This is a genomic window from Microbacterium xylanilyticum, from assembly GCF_054654695.1.
Map to the genome: position 1 here is coordinate 3,940,543 of NZ_BAAIEN010000002.1, position 18,342 is coordinate 3,958,884.

Consider the following 18,342-nt stretch of genomic DNA (forward strand, 5'->3'; position numbering starts at 1 on the left):
ACGCCTGCAGGACCGCGCGACGCCTGCAGGACGGATTCACGGGATCCGGTCGTGCAGGCGTCACCGGATCCTGCATCCGTCGCAGCGCACAGCTGAGGCGCTTGCGGCGCTGCACCGGATCCTGGATCGCGACCGAGCCCGCTCAGACCGGGTCGCCCTGCACGGGTCCTTCGGTGTTCGGCTTCCAGCCCAGGGCCGGGGCGACGTGCTCGGCGAAGGCCTGCAGCACGTGCAGGTTGTACTCCGGGCCGAGCTGGTTCGGGATCGTCAGCATCAGGGTGTCCGCGGCCATGACGGCCTCGTCCTGGCTCAACTGCGAGATCAGCACGTCCGGCTCCGCCGCATAGGTCTTGCCGAACGTGGAGCGGAAGCCGTCGATCACGCCGATCTGGTCGTGGTTCTCCTCCGAGCGCAGCCCGAAGTACGCGCGATCCCGGTCCGAGACGAGCGGGAACACGCTGCGGCTCACCGACACCCGGGGCGCGCCGGTGTGGCCCGCCTCCTTGTACGCGGCGCGGAACAGGTCGATCTGCTCCCGCTGCAGCTCATGGAACGGCTGACCGGTGGCCTCGGTGAGCAGAGTCGAGCTCATCAGGTTCAGGCCCTTGCGCCCGGTCTCCTCCGCGGTGGCGCGGGAACCCGCTCCCCACCAGATGTGGTCGCGCAGCGTCGGCGACTGCGGCTCGATCGCCAGGTAGTGCCCCGCACCGACCATCCGCGGGTCACCGGGAGCCACTCGGGCCCCATCGATCACCTGCAGGAACAGGTCGAACTTCTCGCGGGCCATCACGCCGCCGCGCTCCGGATCCTCGTCGTCGTGGAAGCCGAAGGTCTCATATCCGCGCAGCGCGGTCTCGGGTGAGCCGCGGCTGACGCCGAGGGCGATGCGCCCGTCCGCGATCCAGTCGAGCGCAGCCGCCTCCTCGGCGAACTGGAACGGGTTCTCGTAGCGCATGTCGATGACGCCGGTGCCCACCTCGATGCGTCGGGTGCGCGCCGCCATCGCCGACAGCAGCGGCATCGGGGACGCCGCCTGGCGCGCCCAGTGGTGCACGCGCACGTAGGCGCCGTTGACCCCGATCTCGTCGGCCCCCTCGGCCAGCTCGATGGTCTGGCGCAGCATGTCGCCGGCCGTGCGGGTCGTGGACCCGGGCACGTCGCCGTAATGTCCGAAGGAGAGGAATCCGAAAGCCTTCATGATCCATTCGAACGCATAGATACGGGATCTATTCCGCTCTTCCTCCCGCCGGGATCAGGAAGCCGTCGGTCACCAGCGTCCGCAGCCTCGGTTCGAGATCGGCCCAGAGGTCGGCGAGCGGCACCTCGAACAGGTCGGCGAGCGCCGCGGCGATCTGGGTGACCGTGAGCTCGCCGTCGCAAGCGCCGACGAATCCGGCGAGCGCGGGATCCACCGACACGGTGCGGCCGAAGCCGCCGCCCTGGCGCAGCTCGATCACGCTCGGCGCATCCTGACCCGGCATGTGGTGACGGGCCTCGGTGACATCGGGGGCGACCAGCAGCACGTCCGGCAGGCCGTCGGCGAGCGCGTCGTGACCGGCGAGCCCGTCGCGGAACGCCCGGCCGGCGCTGGTGACGGGCTGGGTGAGCGTCTCGAAGCGGCGCAGCGGCGCCGGGGTCGCCTCCTCCGGCTCCGCCATGTCCGGACGCCGGATCAGCACGTACCCGAACCCGATCTCGGTCACCCCGCGGGCGGCGAAGTCGTCGAGCCAGGCATCCAGCAGGGGCTCGAAGCCGGGGTCGCGGGGCGTCGTGCCGCCGTCGCGGATCCAGAGCTCCGCGTAGGCGAGCGGCGAGAGCGTCTCGCGCTGCACGACCCACGCGTCGAGCGCCGAGTCGATCCACGACTCGATCCGGCGCATGCCCAGCGCCGCGCCGATCGACTCCCAGTTGCCGAGCAGCTGCGCCGCCCCGCCGGGGACGAGGTGCCCGGGCGCCGTGCGCACGAACGCCTCGACGAGCGCATCGCCGACGAGACCCCCGTCGCGGTACTCGTACTCGGGCACATCGGCGCCGCGCGGCGTGATCACGAACGGCGGGTTCGAGACGATCAGACCGAAGCTCTCGCCCGCCACGGGCTCGAACAGGCTGCCGCGGCGGAACTCGATGTTCTGCACGCCGGCGAGCATCGCGTTCAGCTCGGCGTAGGCGAGAGCCCGGGCTGAGATGTCCGTCGCGATGACGGATCCGGCATGCCGCGACACGAGCAGCGCCTGGATCCCGCAGCCCGTGCCGAGATCCAGGGCGCGCTCGACCTCGATCGGCATCACCAGCGACGCGAGCGTGCGCGAGGCACCGCCGACGCCGAGGACGTGATCGGACGGAAGCACGCCGTCCGCGTCGAGGTGATGCAGCGCCAGCTCGTCGAGATCGCTCGCGATCCACCACTCCCCCACGCCATCCGCATCCACGAAGGACTGCGGGCGGATGAGCGCCGCGGGGACGACGAGCCCGCCGTCACGGTATGCCAGACCCAGCGCCTCGATGCCGTCGATGCCGGTGCGGGCGAGGGCCGCCGCGACCTCCGCCTCCGGCTGCGGCATCCCGAGGACGAACAGCCGCCCCAGCGTCGCCAGGGCGTCGGTGCGTCCGGCGATGGCCCGCAGCAGCGGGGATCGCACGCCGCGGGCGAGCGCGTCGTCGGCCTCCGCACCCCAGGCGGCGCGCAGCGGCTCCGAGCGCAGATCGGCGGCGTCCAGGTCGGCGGCGAGCGCCGCGCACAGCAGCGGGTCGGGGCGGGGCGTCAGGTGTCGGGCCACGGCGTCAGCCTACGCGCGGAACAGCGCAGGCTCCGCTGGCCGACGCAGGCTCCGCGCTGAACGGCGCCGCGCTGCCCGTTGCCGCGGTGGCCCTTGAGGCGTTGCCCGTTGCCGCGGCCGCCCGGCCTCGCGGCAAGCCCCACCGTCCCGGAAGCGTTCCCGTCGTTTCCGTGGGGACCGTGCCCGGCGATGCGCACCCATCCCACCACCGCGCACCCTGCCCGCCTCCAGGGATCGGCGGCGCGCGCCGCCTAGAATCTCAGGGCCAGCACTCGCCGCGCCTCGCGCGCCCGACGGATCCCCATGACTGCGACCACGACAGCGAACTCCCCCCTCCGACTGCGCCTCCGCCGCGCCGCGGGGGCCGTCGCCGTGGCACTGGGACTGGCACTGCCGCTCGTGGTGCCGACGCCGGCCGCCGCGGAGAGCACCCCCACCCCGAGTCCCACGCAGACGCCCCAGCACGAGGGCCTGCAGGTCGCGCTGGTTCCCGACGCGAACGGCTCCTACCTCTCCGGCGCCCCGCTGACGGCGACGCTGGCGCTGCGCAACGACGCCACTGCGGGCCTCGGCGCCGGCACCGTCCACCTGGAACTCGGGCGCACCGCCCTGGGCGACCGGCACGCCGTCAGCGCGTGGCTGGACGGATCCGCGGATGCGCCCGCGCTCAGCCCGATCGGTGACGTGCGCACCACGGCCGTAGGCGCCGGTGGCACCTCCCGCACACAGGTCGTCGTGCCCGCGGCCGACGTCGGTGCCCTCGCCCCGGGCGTGTATCCGCTGCGCGCGCGCTTCGAGGCGCCCGCGGCGGCGGGCTCCCCCGCCCCCGCAGCCGACTCGCGCACCGTGCTGGTCGTCGCCCAGGGCGCGCCTGCGACCGTCATCACCGTGGTGCCGATCACGGCCGCCCCCGAAGGCGACCTGCTGAGCGCTGCGGAGCTCACCGCCCTGACCGCGCCGGAGGGCGCGCTCACCGCGCAACTGAACGGCGTGGCCGGCACCCCGGCCGTGCTCGCGGTGGACCCATCGATCCCCGCCGCGATCCGCGTTCTGGGCACGGCGGCGCCCGCCACCGCGACCGCGTGGCTGGCGCGCCTCGAAGCGCTGCCCAACGAGCGCTTCACCCTGCAGTTCGGCGATGCGGACGCGACCGCCCAGGCCGCGGCCGGGCTCACCGCGCCACTCGCCGTCGACGACTTCACCCCGTTCCTGGGGCCCGCGGGCACCCCGCCGTCCACCCCCACGCCGACTCCGACCGCGACCGCGAACCCCGCTGCATCCGCCGCGTCGTCGCCCGATGCGATCAGCGGCGCGCGCTCCGACATCCTCTGGCCGCGCGGCGAGGTGACGCCCGCCCAGATCGCGACGATGTCGCACTACGGCGCGGCCGGATCCGCCACCATCCCGATCCTCCCGTCGACGACCTTCACCGCGGGTGCGGAGGGTGGCGCGGTCGCCCCGCGAGCCACCGTCGGCGGATCCGCCGTACTCGTCTCCGACGATGCAGTCTCTGCCGCGCTGAGCGCCGCTGCGGAGCAGTCCGACCCGACCGCGCGCGGAGACGCGCTCACGGCGACGAACGCGATGCTCTGGTTCGACGCCCCCGGCTCGACCGTGCTCGCCGGCCTCTCCCGCGCGGACAGCCGTCCGGCGCAGGGGCTGACCGACGCGGTGACCGCGTTCAGCGGCGGGCTGGACGGCCGCCTCGACCGGGTGCTGTCCGCCCCGCCCGCTGAGCTCACCGTGGCGACCGAGTCCGCCGAAGACCGCGCTGCGGCGGTGCTCGCCCTGCAGCAGGACGCCGACCGTCTGGCCCAGTTCGCGACGATCCTCGCGCGCCCGGCCGACCTCACGGTGCGTGAGCGGATCTCGATGATGCGGCTGCTCGGCGTCGGCGTGCACACCAGCCCGGACGACTTCGCCGCAGCGCTCAGCGCGCACCGTTCCGCGACGCAGAAGACCATGAAGGCGGTCGGGATCCAGCCGTCCAACCCGATCCTGATCAGTCCCAAGGTGAACGTACCGGTGTGGGTGCGCAACGACCTGCCGTACCCCGTGCGCGTGCGGCTGAACGTCGTGCCCAGCGACTCCCGGATCGACGTGCCGCCGACGACGGATGTCGAGGCGCTGCCGTCCAGCACCACGCCGGTGCGCCTCCCGCTGGAGTCGCACGTGGCCAACGCCGAGATCACCCTGTCCATGTCGTTGACCAGCCCGACCGGCGTGGCGATCGGGCCGCAGCAGACCGCGCGCCTGACGATCCGCGCGGAGTGGGAGACGATCGGCCTGATCGTGTTCGGCACCCTCGGGCTGCTCCTGATCGGCGCCGGCATCTTCCGCACGATCCGCCGGCGGAAGGCAGCCGCCGAGAAGCATGCCGCCGAAGGCATGGACGGATCCGACGATGATCCGGACGAGGATGGCGCGCTGACCGCTGAGGCCTCCGGGTCCGCTTCGGCGTCATCCGCGGCGGCGGGATCCGAATCGCCCCGCGAGGAGTCGCATGAGTAGTCTCGGCCGCGCGAGCGCCGTCCTCGCCGCCGGAACCATGGTGTCGCGGATCACCGGCCTGTTGCGCACGATCGTGCTTGTCGGCGTGATCGGAGCCGTCGGCAAGGCTCCGGACGCATTCGCCCTGGCGAACCAGCTGCCGAACGACGTGTTCTCGATCATCTCGGTCGGCGTGCTGACAGCCGTCCTGGTGCCGCAGATCGTCAAGGCGGTCGCCGGCGAAGACGGCGGCAGCGCGTTCATCTCGAAGATCTTCACAGCGGGAACAGTCGTGCTGCTCGCCGCGACTGCGATCGCTATGCTGGCCGCCCCGTGGATCATCAGCGTCATCATGAAGGCCGGTACATCGGTCGCGCAGCAGCAGCTCGCCCTCGCGTTCGCCTATTGGTGCCTGCCGCAGATCTTCTTCTACGGCCTCTACGCGCTGATCGGCGAGACCCTGAACGCGCGCAGGATCTTCGGTCCGTTCACCTGGGCTCCCGTTGTGAACAACGTGGTTTCCATCGTGGGGTTCCTCGTCATCGGATACCTCTTCGGGACACCCCTGACCGCCGTCTCGGATTGGCCGGCCGACCGCATCGCCTGGCTCGGCGGCACCGCCACACTGGGCATCGCGGTGCAGGCCGGTGTGCTCCTGGCCTTCTGGCCGCGAACCCGCCTGGCACTGCGCGTCGACTTCCGCTGGCGCGGAGTGGGCCTCGGCAACATCGGCAAGCTGGCCGGCTGGACCATGCTCATGGCCCTGTCCAGCCTCGTCGCCGGCTTCTACCAGCACAGCGTCGCGTTCGGCGCATCGGGCGACAACGCGTCGCTCACCGTCATGAACAACGCATGGCTGATCTTCATGCTCCCCTACTCCGTGATCGTGCTATCGATCGGCACCCCCTATTTCACGCAGCTCAGTGAGCACGCGCACGCGCAGCGCGTCGACGACGTCCGCACCGACATCGGCCGCAGCATCCGGGCGCTCGGGTTCTTCCTCACCGGTGCACTGGCCGCGGTTCTCGCGGCGGTCATCCCCGCATCACGCATCTTCACCGACGACCGAAGCGAAGCCCAGGCCGCTGCTCTCGTACTCGTCGGCTATCTGGTCGCGCTCCTGCCCCTGGCGGTGCTGTTCATCGTGCAGCGCACCTTCTATGCCTTCGGAGACACCCGTACGCCGTTCTTCTTCACGGTCTTCCAGTGCGTGCTCATCGTGGCCACGTCCTTCGGCACCCAGCTTCTGCACGATGCGGGCGTGATCCCGCTGTCGGTCCTCGCGGCTACGCTCGCGCTCGGACAGTCGTTGTCCAGCATCCTGCAGACGATCGTCGCGAGCGCGCTGCTGCACCGCCGTCTGCGGGGCATCGGTACGGCGAGCTGGGTTCTCGCGCTCGGCCGGTTCGCCCTCGCCGCCGTCCCGGCCGCGGCTGCCGGTTGGGGTGTCTTCCTCCTGCTGGGAGGCGCGCACGGCTGGACGACGACGGACAAGATCCCGGCTGTGTTCGGCAGCGCGATCATCGCCGCGGTGGTGATCGTCGTCTACATCGGCATCCTCGCCGTCTTCCGCGCTCCCGAGCTCGACGCCCTCAAGGGCCTCGCACGCCGGTTCGTGCCGAGCCGCTGAAGCACTCCCTCCATGACGCGCTCCTACCCCGACACCCTCGCCGCGCCGATCGTCCGCGAACTCGTCGTCAAGAAGTCGCGCTTCATCGCGCGCGTCGCGCCGGTGCGCTCCGTCGACGAGGCGGAGGCCGTCATCGCCGCCGTGCGTCGGCAGTACTGGGATGCCCGCCACAACTGCACCGCCATGGTGACGGGACTCGGCGGCGACCAGGCGCGCTCCTCGGACGACGGTGAGCCGTCCGGCACCGCCGGGATGCCGATGCTGGAGGTGCTGCGCCGACGTGGCCTGACCGATGTGGTCGCCGTGGTGACCCGCTACTTCGGCGGCGTGAAGCTCGGTGCGGGCGGTCTCATCCGCGCGTACTCGACCGCGGTCTCCGATGCCCTGGACGACGCCGTGCTGCTGCACCGCCGGGAGCTCCTCGAGGCGCGCGTCGAGGTGCCGCACGCCGAAGCGGGCCGGATCGACAACGCCCTGCGGGACTGGGCTGCCACGCACGACTCGTCGTTCGGCGATGTCGCCTACGGCGCATCCGCCTCGTTCACCCTGTGGATCCCCGCCGCCGATCGCGATGCACTGGTCGACGACCTCGCCGCGCTCTCGGCCGGCGCCCTCTCACCCGCATTCGGCGGCACGCGCGTCGTCGACGTCCCCGCCTGAATCTCAGGGTCGGCCTGCCGCCGTGAGTGCGCTGACGACCTCCAGGTCCGCGGAATGCCGCGCCGGTACCATGTGTTGAAGCGTGCGACAGCAAGGAGAAGCAATGCGACAGGTCATCATCATCGGTTCGGGACCTGCGGGGTTCACCGCGGCGATCTACGCGGCCCGCGCGAACCTGAACCCGGTGCTCGTGGCGAGCTCGGTCGAGGTCGGCGGCGAGCTGATGAAGACCACCGAGGTCGAGAACTTCCCCGGCTTCCCCGAGGGCATCCAGGGCCCCGACCTGATGGCCAAGATGCAGGAGCAGGCCGAGCGGTTCGGCACCGAGGTGCTCTACGACGACGTCACCGAGCTCGACCTCGACGGCGACGTCAAGAAGGTGACTCTCGGCAGCGGTACGGTGCTCGAGGCCGCCTCGATCATCTACGCGACGGGATCCGCCTACCGCACGCTCGGCATCCCCGGTGAGGAGCGTCTGAGCGGCCACGGCGTCTCGTGGTGCGCGACCTGCGACGGCTTCTTCTTCCGGGAGCGCACGATCGCGGTCGTCGGCGGCGGTGACTCGGCCATGGAGGAGGCCACCTTCCTCACGAAGTTCGCCTCCAAGGTGTACGTCATCCACCGCAAGGACACTCTGCGCGCCTCGAAGATCATGCAGGAGCGTGCGTTCGCGAACGACAAGATCGAGTTCATCTGGAACAGCGCGGTCGAGGAGGTCCTCGGCGAGGACGCGACCGCCGGCGTGCGCCTGCGCAACACGGTGGACGGCAGCGTGACCGACCTTCCGGTCGACGGCCTCTTCATCGCGATCGGCAACGACCCGCGCACGCACCTCGTGCACGGCAAACTCGACCTCACGCCCGAGGGCACGATCTGGGTCGACGGCCGCAGCTCCCGCACCTCCGTGCCCGGGGTCTTCGCCGCAGGCGACGTCATCGACCCGACCTACCGTCAGGCCGTCACCGCTGCCGGATCCGGAACCGTCGCCGCCCTCGACGTCGAGCACTTCCTGGCCGCACTGTCGGACGGAACTGCGGCGGAAACTGCGCTCGCCTGACCAGCGGGAACAGTTCGGACACCCTCGCTGTTGACTTCACCGAGCGTCTCGCGCTCACACGAACAAGGAGAATCATGACTGCCAAGGCAACCAGCCAGGCGACCTGGGAGCAGGACGTGCTTCAGGCCGAAGGCCCCGTTCTGGTCGACTTCTGGGCCGCGTGGTGCGGACCGTGTCGCATGGTCGCGCCCGTGCTGGACGAGATCCAGTCGGAGAACCCGGACAAGATCACCATCCTCAAGCTCAACGTGGACGAGAACCCGGATCTGGCGATGAAGTACCAGATCACGTCGATTCCGGCCATGAAGGTCTTCCAGGGCGGCGAGGTCAAGACCACGATCATCGGCGCCAAGCCGAAGTTCGCGCTCGAGCAGGATCTGGCCGCGTTCCTCGGCTGACGACACGCTGATGAAGCCCGCCCTCCCCTTGGAGGGCGGGCTTTTTCGTGCCCTGCAGCGCATCCCGGCTGGCTACTCCCGTACTTCGGATGCGTCGTCCTCCGGATCCGCGTGCGCGGACAGGGCCGGAGACGGATCACTCGGCGGGGCCCCGACCGCGCTGGGCGTGCCGCCCTCCGCGACATAGGTCACCACGACCCGCGTCCAGCTCTCGACGAGGCTGCCGGCAGGGACGTCCTGCGCCGTGACCCGGAACAGCCCCGGCCAGGTTCGCGCATGCAGGCTCGGGCTGTCGGGGTCGTCGCTCGTGAGGATGCGCTTCTGTGCGGCCTCGTCACTCGCCACATGGACTGCCTTACCGACGAAGTCCGGCACGACGACCCGATCTTGCTCCGGCATCTCGTCCTCCCTGGTGGCGCACAGATGGTGGATGCTTCTCCCACTCGCCCCGCGTTCCGCACTCTACGGCCCGTTCGTTTCACGTGAAACATCCCTACGGTCAGCCACGCAGTGCTGTCTCGTGTGGCTCACCGCCGCGCATCGGGCTGGGGCGGAGGGGCGCTTACTCCGGGGCATCGGGAGGGGCCCGAGAAGCGGGAAGGAATCCGCTCTGCACCTGAAGTACGCACCCCGCAGCCCGGCCGCACTACGCGGTACCGACTTGGTTTCACGTGAAACCATGACCCGCTGGAGAACGCGCGTGTTCTAGGAACGTGCGTCGTCGGCGAGGAGGTCCCAGCGACGGTACTTCGGACCATCGCCCAGAAGGCCCCACACGATCGGCGTCAGCTCCGGGTAGTCCAGGGCGATGCGGCGCAGGACCTCGAAGTTGCGGGCGTCGTCGGGGCGGACGCCACCGCTCTCGACGATCTTGTCGGCCCGCAGCAGGAAGACCACGAGCTCGTCTACGCTGGGCAGCTCTTCCATGAAGGCCCAGGGATCCTCTCCCCCGAGCAGCCGCTCCTGGACGAGGACGGCCAGCTCGTCCGCCGCTTCCGCGCGCAGCACTTCCAGGCTTGCGCGTCGCGTCGGGGATTCACTCACCCGCCAAGCCTACGCGGGGCTGACGACACGAAGGCCCGGAAGGAATCGGCTTTCAGCGAATGCCTCCGGGCCTTGTGCAGGTGGGGTGCTCGGGCGTCAGGCTCCGAAGCCCTCCTGACCGATCTCGGCGAGGATCCGATTCAGATCCTGGATCGATGCGAATTCGATCTTGACCTGGCCTTTCCTCGCGCCGAGTGCGATCTGCACGCGAGTATTGAGGCGATCCCCCAGCTTGCCCGCGACATCGTCGAGATAGGCGCGACGCGCTCCCGCCTGCGGCTTCGGTGACTTCGTGACGGCGCCGGCGGCGGCGATCGTCTTCGCCGCCTCCTCTGTGGCGCGCACCGAAAGGTCCTCGTTGACGACCTTGTCAGCGAGCCGCTGCATGAGCTCAGGATCGTCGAGCGACAGGATCGCACGTGCGTGACCGGCGGTCAGGACGCCGGCCGCGACCCGCTGCTGAACCGGGACCGGCAGCCGCAGCAGCCGGATGGTGTTGCTCACCTGCGGGCGGGAGCGCCCGATCCGTGCGGCAAGGGCCTCTTGGGTGATCCCGAAGTCCTCGAGCAGCTGCTGGTAGGCCGATGCCTCCTCCAGCGGGTTCAGCTGCGACCGGTGCAGGTTCTCGAGAAGCGCGTCACGCAGCAGATCCTCGTCCGCAGTCTCACGGAGGATGGCGGGAATGGAGTCGAGGCCGGCCTCGCGCGCGGCGCGCGTGCGCCGCTCCCCCATGATCAGTTCGTACTGGCCCTCGGCGTTCTCGCGGACCACGACGGGCTGCAGCACGCCGAACTCGCGAACGCTGTGCACCAGTTCGGCCAGATCGTCCTCGTTGAAGTGGGTGCGAGGCTGCCGCGGGTTCGGGACGATGTCCCGCGGATCGACGCGGATCAGGCGAGCGCCGGGAACAGCGACGAGATCCGCTTCCTCGGTGGCGGTCACCACCGGGGCGGACTCCTTCACCGCCTCGGCGATGCGTGCACCGGGGAAGAAGACGTCGACGGGACGCTCCGCTGCATCCGAAGTGGGGATGAGCGCCCCGATCCCCCGGCCGAGTCCCGTGCGTTTGGCCATCAGTGCCCCTTCTCGTTGTCGTCGTTCGCCCGGCGGGCGATCTCCACTGCTGCTTCGCGGTAGGCGACTGCGCCCACCGACTGTCCGTCGTACGCGATGACCGTCTGGCCGAAGCTCGGCGCCTCGGAGACGCGGACGGAACGCGGGATCACGGTGTCCAGGACCTCGTGCGGAAAGTGACCGCGCACCTCCTCGGCGACCTGCTGCGCGAGGCGAGTGCGGCCGTCGAACATCGTCAGAAGGATCGTCGACATCGCGAGCTGCGGATTGAGGTGCTTCTGGATCATGCGGATGTTGCCGAGAAGCTGGCTCAGTCCCTCGAGCGCGTAGTACTCGCACTGGATCGGGATCATCACCTCGGTCGCGGCCGTGAAGGCGTTGATGGTCAGCAGCCCGAGGGAGGGAGGACAGTCGATGATCACAATGTCCGTGGGGTGTCCGGCGAGATAGTCGTTCAGTGCGGTGCGCAGGCGGTGTTCCCGTGCGACCTGGGAAACCAGTTCGATCTCCGCGCCGGCGAGGTGGATGGTGCTCGGTGCGCACAGGAGGTTCGGGGACTCCGGGCTCACCTGCACCACATCGGCCAGCGGCACGTCACTGATGAGCACGTCGTAGATGCTCTGCAGGTCCGCCGTGTGGGGTACGCCGAGTGCTGTGGACGCGTTTCCTTGCGGATCCAGGTCGATGACGAGGACCTTCGCGCCGAGTTCCGCCAGCGCTGACGCGACATTGACCGCCGTGGTCGTCTTGCCGACGCCACCCTTCTGGTTCGAGATCGTGAAGATGCGTGTAGGGCCATCGAATGAGACGGTGACCGCTTCCAATGCTTTGCGGCGAGCGGCGAGATCCGCGATCTCCCGTGCCAGAGGGGTGTCCACGCCGTAATCAGCAGTCGAGGTGTTCGAGGACTGTTTCACGTGAAACATCCACTCCTTTCGACGATCTCCGACGGGGAACGACGGAATCTCCACTCTAACCGGCGCGGCTGACAATCCCGTCCCCCGGACCGCGATCTGCGCGATGTTTCACGTGAAACCTGACTGTGTGGACCGATCACTGTCGCGTCCGGCAACAATTCGTGCGCAACCTTGCTGCTGTCCCTCCGCAGCGCGCGCCACACACCGGCAGAGACAACTCTTCCCCTCGCTGCTCACCCCTGTTCCGGACTGAATGAGCCTGTCCCTGGATCTGGTTCGCTTCTTCACGCTTCCACCGCGCCACCCCGATGGCCGCCGGCTGCCCACCTTCGACCCGCTGGCAGTAGGGCCGGCGCCGACTGATCCTCCCTCAGAGATCGCGCTCTGGCCGCCAACCCGGCCGCATCATGGATGTTTCACGTGAAACACTCGCCTGCAACGACCTCAGTGCAGACCATGCGGGTAGATCACGTTGATCGCGACCTGCGAGCCCCGACGAATCTGCGGAACGACGAAGCGGTACGCCACAACTACAGGTCGTCTCCGGACACAGGACGCCGATCCGCGGGGCCGACTGATCATGGCAGCGCGCCGCGTGGTCGGGCGCATTTGGGGCTACCACTCCTGCTGGTACTGCCAGGGCACCTGGCACCCGCGCCGCGGGTCACGGTTTTGCACCAGGTCGGTGACGCACCCCTGCATCACGCACCGTTTCACGTGAAACATCCGTGCCCCACCACATCAACTCTGGAGTGCGCTACCCACGGGGACTCAACGTGGGAGACGTCACACCACGGGCCCAGCAGTCGGGGCAGCCTCATCGAGCCAGCCCAATGGATCTGGTCGACCGCGTAGACCAGGTCGACCACGGGGGCAGGACACCAGCGCCTCCGCGCCGCGGCCGCGACGAGCCGCGCCACTCCCCGCAGGAACCGCCCCTCGCACCACCACCACCAGCATCAGCACCGGCACCAGCACCAGCACCAGCACCAAACACCCGGTTTCACGTGAAACGTGCCGCGAACGGTGTGCGCCTGGGCGTGGCCCCCGCGCGAGCGCCTCGCCCAGGCGAACCACACGGGAGCAATCGCCGGAGCTGCGGCTCCCTCGAGAAGCGCAGGATTGCGACAACAGGAATGTCGCAAGCGTCCGGTGAATCGGGAGGCCGCCTGCAAGACCTCCACGTTGCAGCGCAAAGCCCTGCATGCGTGAGGTGCGCCGCAGCGATGCGCTCACGGCTCGCCCGCGAGCGGCACGCCGGCGGGCTCAGTGAGAGCGGATCATCGGGAAGAGTGAAGCGGGTGTGGCGTCGGAGAGTATGCGGCGAGGTCCCACGAACGAGGTCAGCATGCCACTGTCCTCTCCGAAGCCACACGTTCCATGGCCCCGCGGTGGTTCTTATGGGACGTGCGACGGAGTATCCGGTACGGCAGACCGCGCGACGAAGCGACTCGGGACTTCCCGAAGTGCCATCATGAGATCTCGCGCACAGCAATGCCGCACAGGGCGGCGCGGATCAGCCGCGAACCGTGGCGCGGAGGACGCGAGTCGTCTCGGAGAGCACGCCCTCCCCCAGAGTCTCCACGCGTACATCGCTGAGGAGGTACTTGCGGATCTGCTTCTGCGCGGCAGTGATCTCGTTCTCCGCATTGGCGCCCTTCAGCAGCGCCAGCTCTCCTCCGTTGCGCACCAGGGGCGCGGTCCACGGCAGCAGGGTGCGCAGTGCGCTGACCGCGCGCGCGGTCACGATGTCGAAGCGAGCGCTGAGGCCGACGTCCTCGGCGCGGCCGCGAACCACCGTGACGTTCGAGAGGCCGAGCGCGGCCACCTGCTCATCCAGCCAGGCGACGCGGCGCTCCATCGGCTCGATGAGCGTCCAGTTCACGTCCGGGAGTGCGATCGCGAGGACGATTCCAGGCAGGCCTGCCCCGGATCCGACATCCGCCACGTCCCCATGGAAGAGCGGCGCGGCGATGGCGCTGTTGAGGATGTGCCGCGTCCACAGCCGCGGGACCTCCAGCGGGCCGATCAGGCCCCGCTCCTCCCCCTGCTCCGCGAGCGCCGAGGTGAACGCACGTGCGAGATCGATCCGGTCGCCGAACAGCTCTGCAGCGGCCGCGGGCTCGGGCTCGAGCCCCGACACGTCGGTTTCCACCTCAGCCATGTTTCACGTGAAACGTCAGTGCCGACGGATGACCGTGTGGCGCGCCGGTCCATCGCCGTACGACTCGGAGACGAGGCCACGCTCCGCCACGATGTCGTGGACGAGCTTGCGCTCGTAACTCGACATCGACGGCAGCGACGCCTGGGACGCCCCCTCGTCGAGCTTCGCCACCGCGGAATCGACGAGACGCTCGAGCTGGCTGCGCCGTGCGTCTCGCGAGCCGGCGACATCCAGAATCACGCGGGAGAACGTGCCGGTGCTGGTCTGCACCGCGAGTCGCGTCAGCTCCTGCAGAGCCTGCACCGTCTCGGGTGCAGAGAGCAGCCGAAGCCCGTCCCCCTCGGCCTCGACCGACACGTAAGCCCGGCCCTGCTTGACGTCGAGCGTCAGGTCGCCGTCGATGTCGGCGATGTCCAGCAGTCCCTCGATGAAGTCGGCCGCGACGTCGCCCTCGTGCTCGAGGTCGGAAACGGTCGGCTCAGACAGGCTCTGCTCGCTCATCACTGATCTCCGCTCTGGGACTTGCTCCCCTGTTCCTTCTTGGCGCGCTTGGCGCTCTTCGGCTGCTGCCGCTTGGGCTGCTGTGCGCGCAGACGCTCCGCGTCCTCCAGCATCTTCCGCTGCTCCGCCTCGTACACGGACATCGGGACGACCTTGCCCTCGGAGTTGATGGCCTTGCCCTTCCGAGCCAGACGCTCCTCGCGCGCCTTCGCCGCATCGGATCCGGGAGTCGGCATCTCCCGCAGAACCAGGAACTGCTGGCCCATGGTCCACAGGTTGCTGACGAACCAGTAGATGACCACGCCGAGCGGGAAGAACAGACCCGAGAAGATGAAGCCCAGCGGCAGGATGTACAGCATGATCTTCTGCATCTGATACGCCTGGCCGGTCTTGGCCTCGGGCGACAGGTTCTTCGAGATGATCTGCAGCTGCGTGAAGAACTGGGATCCGATCATGAGGACCACCAGGACGATGAGGATCGCGACTGTGGCTTCCCAGCCGGCCGGCTTGTGCTGCACCGCGTCGACGAGGCTGGTGTGCAGCGGCGCCACTCCGAAGAGAGTCGCGTCATAGAACTGCTTGGTGAGCTCCTTGGTGAGGAGCCACACGCCGCCGACGCCGGCCTCCGCGTGCTTCTTGACGTCGCTCAGCGTGTAGAACATGCCGAGCAAGAAGGGCATCTGCACCAGCAGCGGAAGACAGCTCGACATCGGAGTCGTGCCGTGCTTCTTGTACAGGGCCATGGTCTCGCGACTCATCGCCTCACGGCTCAGCTGATCCCGCTTGCCCTTGTACTTCTCCTGAACTTTCCGCAGTTCAGGGGCGATTTCCATCATCTTGCGCTGGCTCTTGATCTGCCGCACGAAGAGCGGAAAGACCGCCGCACGGATCACCAGCACCAGGCCGACGATCGACAGCACCCAGGTGAGGCCGGCAGAGCCCTGCATCCCGAGCGACGTGAACAGCCAGTGCCAGGCGACGAGGATCGCCTCGACCAGTGCCTTGAACGGCCACATGATGGTGCCGAGGAGATCGAAGCCGCCGCTCGAGGCAGCGGGCGTCGTTGACGCGGCAAACAGGAGGTCGGAACCCACTGATCAGTCCTTTCGGGAGGGTACGACGAATCCTCGAGGCGTGAGGGCGTGTCGGAAGTTCTTGTGCAGCGGCACGTCGTCCACGCCGCCGTGGCTCCAGGGATTGCAGCGCAGTATCCGCCACGCCGAAAGGCCTGCGCCTTTCACCGCGCCATGCTGTTGCACCGCACCTACAGCGTAGGCGGAGCAGCTGGGGTAGTACGCACAGACATCGCCATAGAGCGGCGAGATGACCGCGCGGTACGCGGTGAGGAAGCCCAGCACAAGGTTCCGCGGCAGCAACGGCGCAGCCCGCAGCAGGTCTGCGGCGTGCAGATGCGCCGTGCCGCGCGAGTAGGCCGGCAGTGCGCTCATCGCACACCCCGTGCGACCGCGCGATCCACGTCCGCCAGCAGCTCGGCGAAGGGCGCCGCAGCCGCGGACGGGAGAGCGCGGATGACCATGTCGACGCCGTCGGGCAGAGGAAGCTGACGGGCGCAGGCATCCTTCAGGCGTCGCCGCACGGTGTTGCGGGTCACTGCGTTCCCCACCTGCTTGCTCACGATGAAACCGAAGCGCACGGGGCGCTGCTCACCGGTGTCGAGCACCGAGACGATCAACCGGGGCCCGCCGTATCGCCGCCCGCGCCGAACCACCGTGCGGTAGTCGGACCCGCGGGTGAGTCGATGCGGGCGGGCGAGCACGGATTACGCCGAGAGCTCGGCACGGCCCTTCGAGCGGCGTGCCGACAGGATGGCGCGGCCGGCGCGGGTGCGCATGCGGGCGCGGAAGCCGTGCTTCTTGGCGCGGCGGCGGTTGTTGGGCTGGAACGTGCGCTTGCTCATGATTTCTCCGGAAAGGGAAGCTGTCACCGGGATCGATGCGGCCGGAGACGGGTGGACAAAGACTGCCGAAATGGCATAAGTCAACCGATTAAGGCTACGACGTCGCTTCCCACATCGCAAACTGAGCGGGCGAAAGCACCATTATCCACACCTGTGGACGGATCCGCCCACAGGGACACGCCGCCGCTGAGCGCCCGTCACAGCTTGCCCTCGGGGCCCGCGCTGACTACCGTGGCACGAGCAGTTATCCACAGGAGCGAGATCGAAATCCGCCGCTGTGCCGAGTCACCCGGGGGAACCATGTCAGCATCCGCAGCGTCCGACGTCCCGATCTGGGACGAGCTGCTCGCCGAGCTGGCCGGCGACGAGCGCGTCACCGCCCCGCTGCAGGGCTTCCTCAACCTCGCGGTCCCCGCCGGCGTGATGACCGCGACGCTCTACCTCGAGGTTCCCAACGATCTCACCGCCGGACAGATCAACAAGCGCCTCCGACTCCCGATCATGGAGGCGCTCGCCCGGATCGGCGACGAGGTCACCTCCTTCCGCGTCACCGTGAACCACGACATGGTGGAGCAGCAGACGGTGCCCATCCCCGTCGCCGACTTCGCATCCGCCCGGCAGGAGCCGGCCCGCGTCGAGTCCCCCATCGAGCAGCAGCCGACGCCGATCCGCCACGAGTCGCGGCTCAACCCGAAGTACACCTTCGACAACTTCGTGATCGGCCAGTCCAACCGGTTCGCCCACGCGACCGCCGTCGCCGTGGCGGAGGCGCCCGCGAAGGCCTACAACCCGCTGTTCATCTACGGCGGCCCGGGTCTCGGCAAGACGCACCTGCTGCACGCGATCGGCGACTACGCGCAGTCCCTGTACGCCGGGGTCAAGGTGCGCTACGTGTCGAGCGAGGAGTTCACCAACGACTTCATCAACTCGATCGCGAACAACCGCGGATCCGCCTTCCAGGCGCGCTACCGCGAGGTCGACATCCTCATGATCGACGACATCCAGTTCCTGCAGGGGCGTACGGAGACCCAGGAGGCGTTCTTCCACACCTTCAACCAGCTGCACGACCACAACAAGCAGGTCGTGATCACCAGCGACGTGCCGCCCAAGCACCTCACGGGCTTCGAGGAGCGGATGCGCAGCCGCTTCGAGTGGGGTCTGATCACGGACGTGCAGGCGCCCGACCTCGAGACCCGCATCGCGATCCTCCGCAAGAAGGCGCAGAGCGAGCAGCTGCACGTGCCGGACGACGTGCTCGAGTACATCGCCACCAAGGTCTCCTCGAACATCCGCGAACTCGAGGGCGCCCTCATCCGCGCCACGGCGTTCGCGAACCTGAACCGCTCCGCCCTCGACATCGCCACCGCGCAGACGGCACTCCGCGACATCGTGGACCAGGACGAGGACAGCATCGTCTCGCCGACCGACATCATCACCACCACGGCGAACTACTTCAAGCTCCCCGAGGACGACCTGTACGGATCCAGCCGGTCGCAGCAGATCGCGACGGCGCGTCAGATCGCGATGTACCTGTGCCGCGAGCGCACCAACCTCTCCCTGCCGAAGATCGGGCAGCTCTTCGGCAACCGCGATCACACCACGGTGATGTACGCGTACAAGAAGATCAGCGAGCTCATGAAGGAGCGCCGGGCGATCTTCAACCAGGTGACCGAGATCACCGCCCAGCTCAGCCGGCGCTGACCCGGACCTCA

At 68.9% G+C, this 18,342-nt stretch carries 18 protein-coding genes; 6 read left to right on the forward strand and 12 right to left on the reverse strand.

All coding sequences use genetic code 11. The annotated features are described in order from the left end of the window. Positions 1–142: 142 nt before the first annotated feature. Both ACYQ1L_RS19535 and ACYQ1L_RS19540 read right to left on the reverse strand, forming a co-directional pair. Positions 143–1,198 (reverse strand): LLM class flavin-dependent oxidoreductase, encoded by a 1,056-nt coding sequence (locus ACYQ1L_RS19535; RefSeq protein WP_460005638.1) that lies wholly within the window; start codon positions 1,196–1,198, stop codon positions 143–145. A gap of 28 nt (positions 1,199–1,226) precedes the next feature. Next, entirely contained in the window at positions 1,227–2,777 is a 1,551-nt protein-coding gene (locus ACYQ1L_RS19540) for a DUF7059 domain-containing protein (RefSeq protein WP_460005639.1), read from the reverse strand. Positions 2,778–3,080: 303 nt separating this feature from the next. On the opposite strand from ACYQ1L_RS19540, the gene ACYQ1L_RS19545 reads away from it, so the two are divergent. The 5 genes from ACYQ1L_RS19545 (at position 3,081) to trxA (ending at position 9,012) form a co-directional block, all read left to right on the forward strand. Then, a complete protein-coding gene (locus tag ACYQ1L_RS19545; RefSeq protein WP_460005640.1) occupies positions 3,081–5,288 on the forward strand; it encodes a DUF6049 family protein in 2,208 nt (735 codons plus the stop codon). Next, positions 5,281–6,897 carry a murein biosynthesis integral membrane protein MurJ gene (gene murJ, locus ACYQ1L_RS19550; RefSeq protein WP_460005641.1) on the forward strand — a complete coding sequence of 539 codons (1,617 nt, stop codon included), beginning with the start codon at positions 5,281–5,283 and terminating at the stop codon, positions 6,895–6,897. The genes ACYQ1L_RS19545 and murJ overlap by 8 nt, the downstream gene beginning before the upstream one ends. A 12-nt stretch (positions 6,898–6,909) precedes the next feature. Further along, on the forward strand, positions 6,910–7,557 hold the full coding sequence (locus ACYQ1L_RS19555) for an IMPACT family protein (protein WP_460005642.1): 648 nt from the start codon (positions 6,910–6,912) through the stop codon (positions 7,555–7,557). Positions 7,558–7,660: 103 nt separating this feature from the next. Further along, complete coding sequence (trxB, locus tag ACYQ1L_RS19560; protein ID WP_460005643.1) at positions 7,661–8,614, forward strand: thioredoxin-disulfide reductase; 954 nt, start codon at positions 7,661–7,663, stop codon at positions 8,612–8,614. Positions 8,615–8,688: 74 nt separating this feature from the next. Beyond that, complete coding sequence (gene trxA, locus ACYQ1L_RS19565) at positions 8,689–9,012, forward strand: thioredoxin (RefSeq protein ID WP_159575146.1); 324 nt, start codon at positions 8,689–8,691, stop codon at positions 9,010–9,012. A gap of 72 nt (positions 9,013–9,084) precedes the next feature. Here the strand turns inward: trxA and ACYQ1L_RS19570 are convergent, their stop codons facing one another. From ACYQ1L_RS19570 to rpmH, 10 genes are all read right to left on the reverse strand, one after another. Then, positions 9,085–9,411, reverse strand: a complete 327-nt coding sequence (locus ACYQ1L_RS19570; protein ID WP_460005644.1) for a hypothetical protein — start codon at positions 9,409–9,411, stop codon at positions 9,085–9,087. Between the two features lie 306 nt (positions 9,412–9,717). After that, complete coding sequence (locus ACYQ1L_RS19575; RefSeq protein ID WP_460005645.1) at positions 9,718–10,056, reverse strand: single stranded DNA-binding domain-containing protein; 339 nt, start codon at positions 10,054–10,056, stop codon at positions 9,718–9,720. 96 nt (positions 10,057–10,152) lie between these two features. Further along, a complete protein-coding gene (locus tag ACYQ1L_RS19580) occupies positions 10,153–11,130 on the reverse strand; it encodes a ParB/RepB/Spo0J family partition protein (RefSeq protein WP_460005646.1) in 978 nt (325 codons plus the stop codon). Further along, positions 11,130–12,056 (reverse strand): ParA family protein, encoded by a 927-nt coding sequence (locus ACYQ1L_RS19585; RefSeq protein WP_460005647.1) that lies wholly within the window; start codon positions 12,054–12,056, stop codon positions 11,130–11,132. Before ACYQ1L_RS19585 ends, ACYQ1L_RS19580 begins: the two co-directional genes overlap by 1 nt. A 1,507-nt stretch (positions 12,057–13,563) precedes the next feature. Next, the gene (gene rsmG / locus ACYQ1L_RS19590; RefSeq protein ID WP_460005648.1) at positions 13,564–14,211 is read right to left on the reverse strand and encodes a 16S rRNA (guanine(527)-N(7))-methyltransferase RsmG; all 648 of its coding nucleotides are present in this window, start codon (positions 14,209–14,211) and stop codon (positions 13,564–13,566) included. Between the two features lie 15 nt (positions 14,212–14,226). After that, on the reverse strand, positions 14,227–14,712 hold the full coding sequence (locus tag ACYQ1L_RS19595) for a Jag family protein (RefSeq protein ID WP_159575140.1): 486 nt from the start codon (positions 14,710–14,712) through the stop codon (positions 14,227–14,229). After that, positions 14,712–15,806, reverse strand: a complete 1,095-nt coding sequence (gene yidC, locus ACYQ1L_RS19600; RefSeq protein WP_460005649.1) for a membrane protein insertase YidC — start codon at positions 15,804–15,806, stop codon at positions 14,712–14,714. Before yidC ends, ACYQ1L_RS19595 begins: the two co-directional genes overlap by 1 nt. Before the next feature lie 3 nt (positions 15,807–15,809). Next, positions 15,810–16,160 carry a membrane protein insertion efficiency factor YidD gene (gene yidD / locus ACYQ1L_RS19605; protein ID WP_159575138.1) on the reverse strand — a complete coding sequence of 117 codons (351 nt, stop codon included), beginning with the start codon at positions 16,158–16,160 and terminating at the stop codon, positions 15,810–15,812. Further along, positions 16,157–16,489, reverse strand: a complete 333-nt coding sequence (gene rnpA, locus ACYQ1L_RS19610; RefSeq protein ID WP_460005650.1) for a ribonuclease P protein component — start codon at positions 16,487–16,489, stop codon at positions 16,157–16,159. Before rnpA ends, yidD begins: the two co-directional genes overlap by 4 nt. A gap of 3 nt (positions 16,490–16,492) precedes the next feature. Continuing rightward, positions 16,493–16,630, reverse strand: coding sequence for a 50S ribosomal protein L34 (gene rpmH / locus ACYQ1L_RS19615; RefSeq protein ID WP_045250217.1), 138 nt, complete (start codon positions 16,628–16,630; stop codon positions 16,493–16,495). Between the two features lie 300 nt (positions 16,631–16,930). Between rpmH and dnaA the strand changes: the two genes are divergently transcribed. After that, the gene (gene dnaA, locus ACYQ1L_RS19620; RefSeq protein WP_460005651.1) at positions 16,931–18,331 is read left to right on the forward strand and encodes a chromosomal replication initiator protein DnaA; all 1,401 of its coding nucleotides are present in this window, start codon (positions 16,931–16,933) and stop codon (positions 18,329–18,331) included. Positions 18,332–18,342 lie beyond the last annotated feature (11 nt).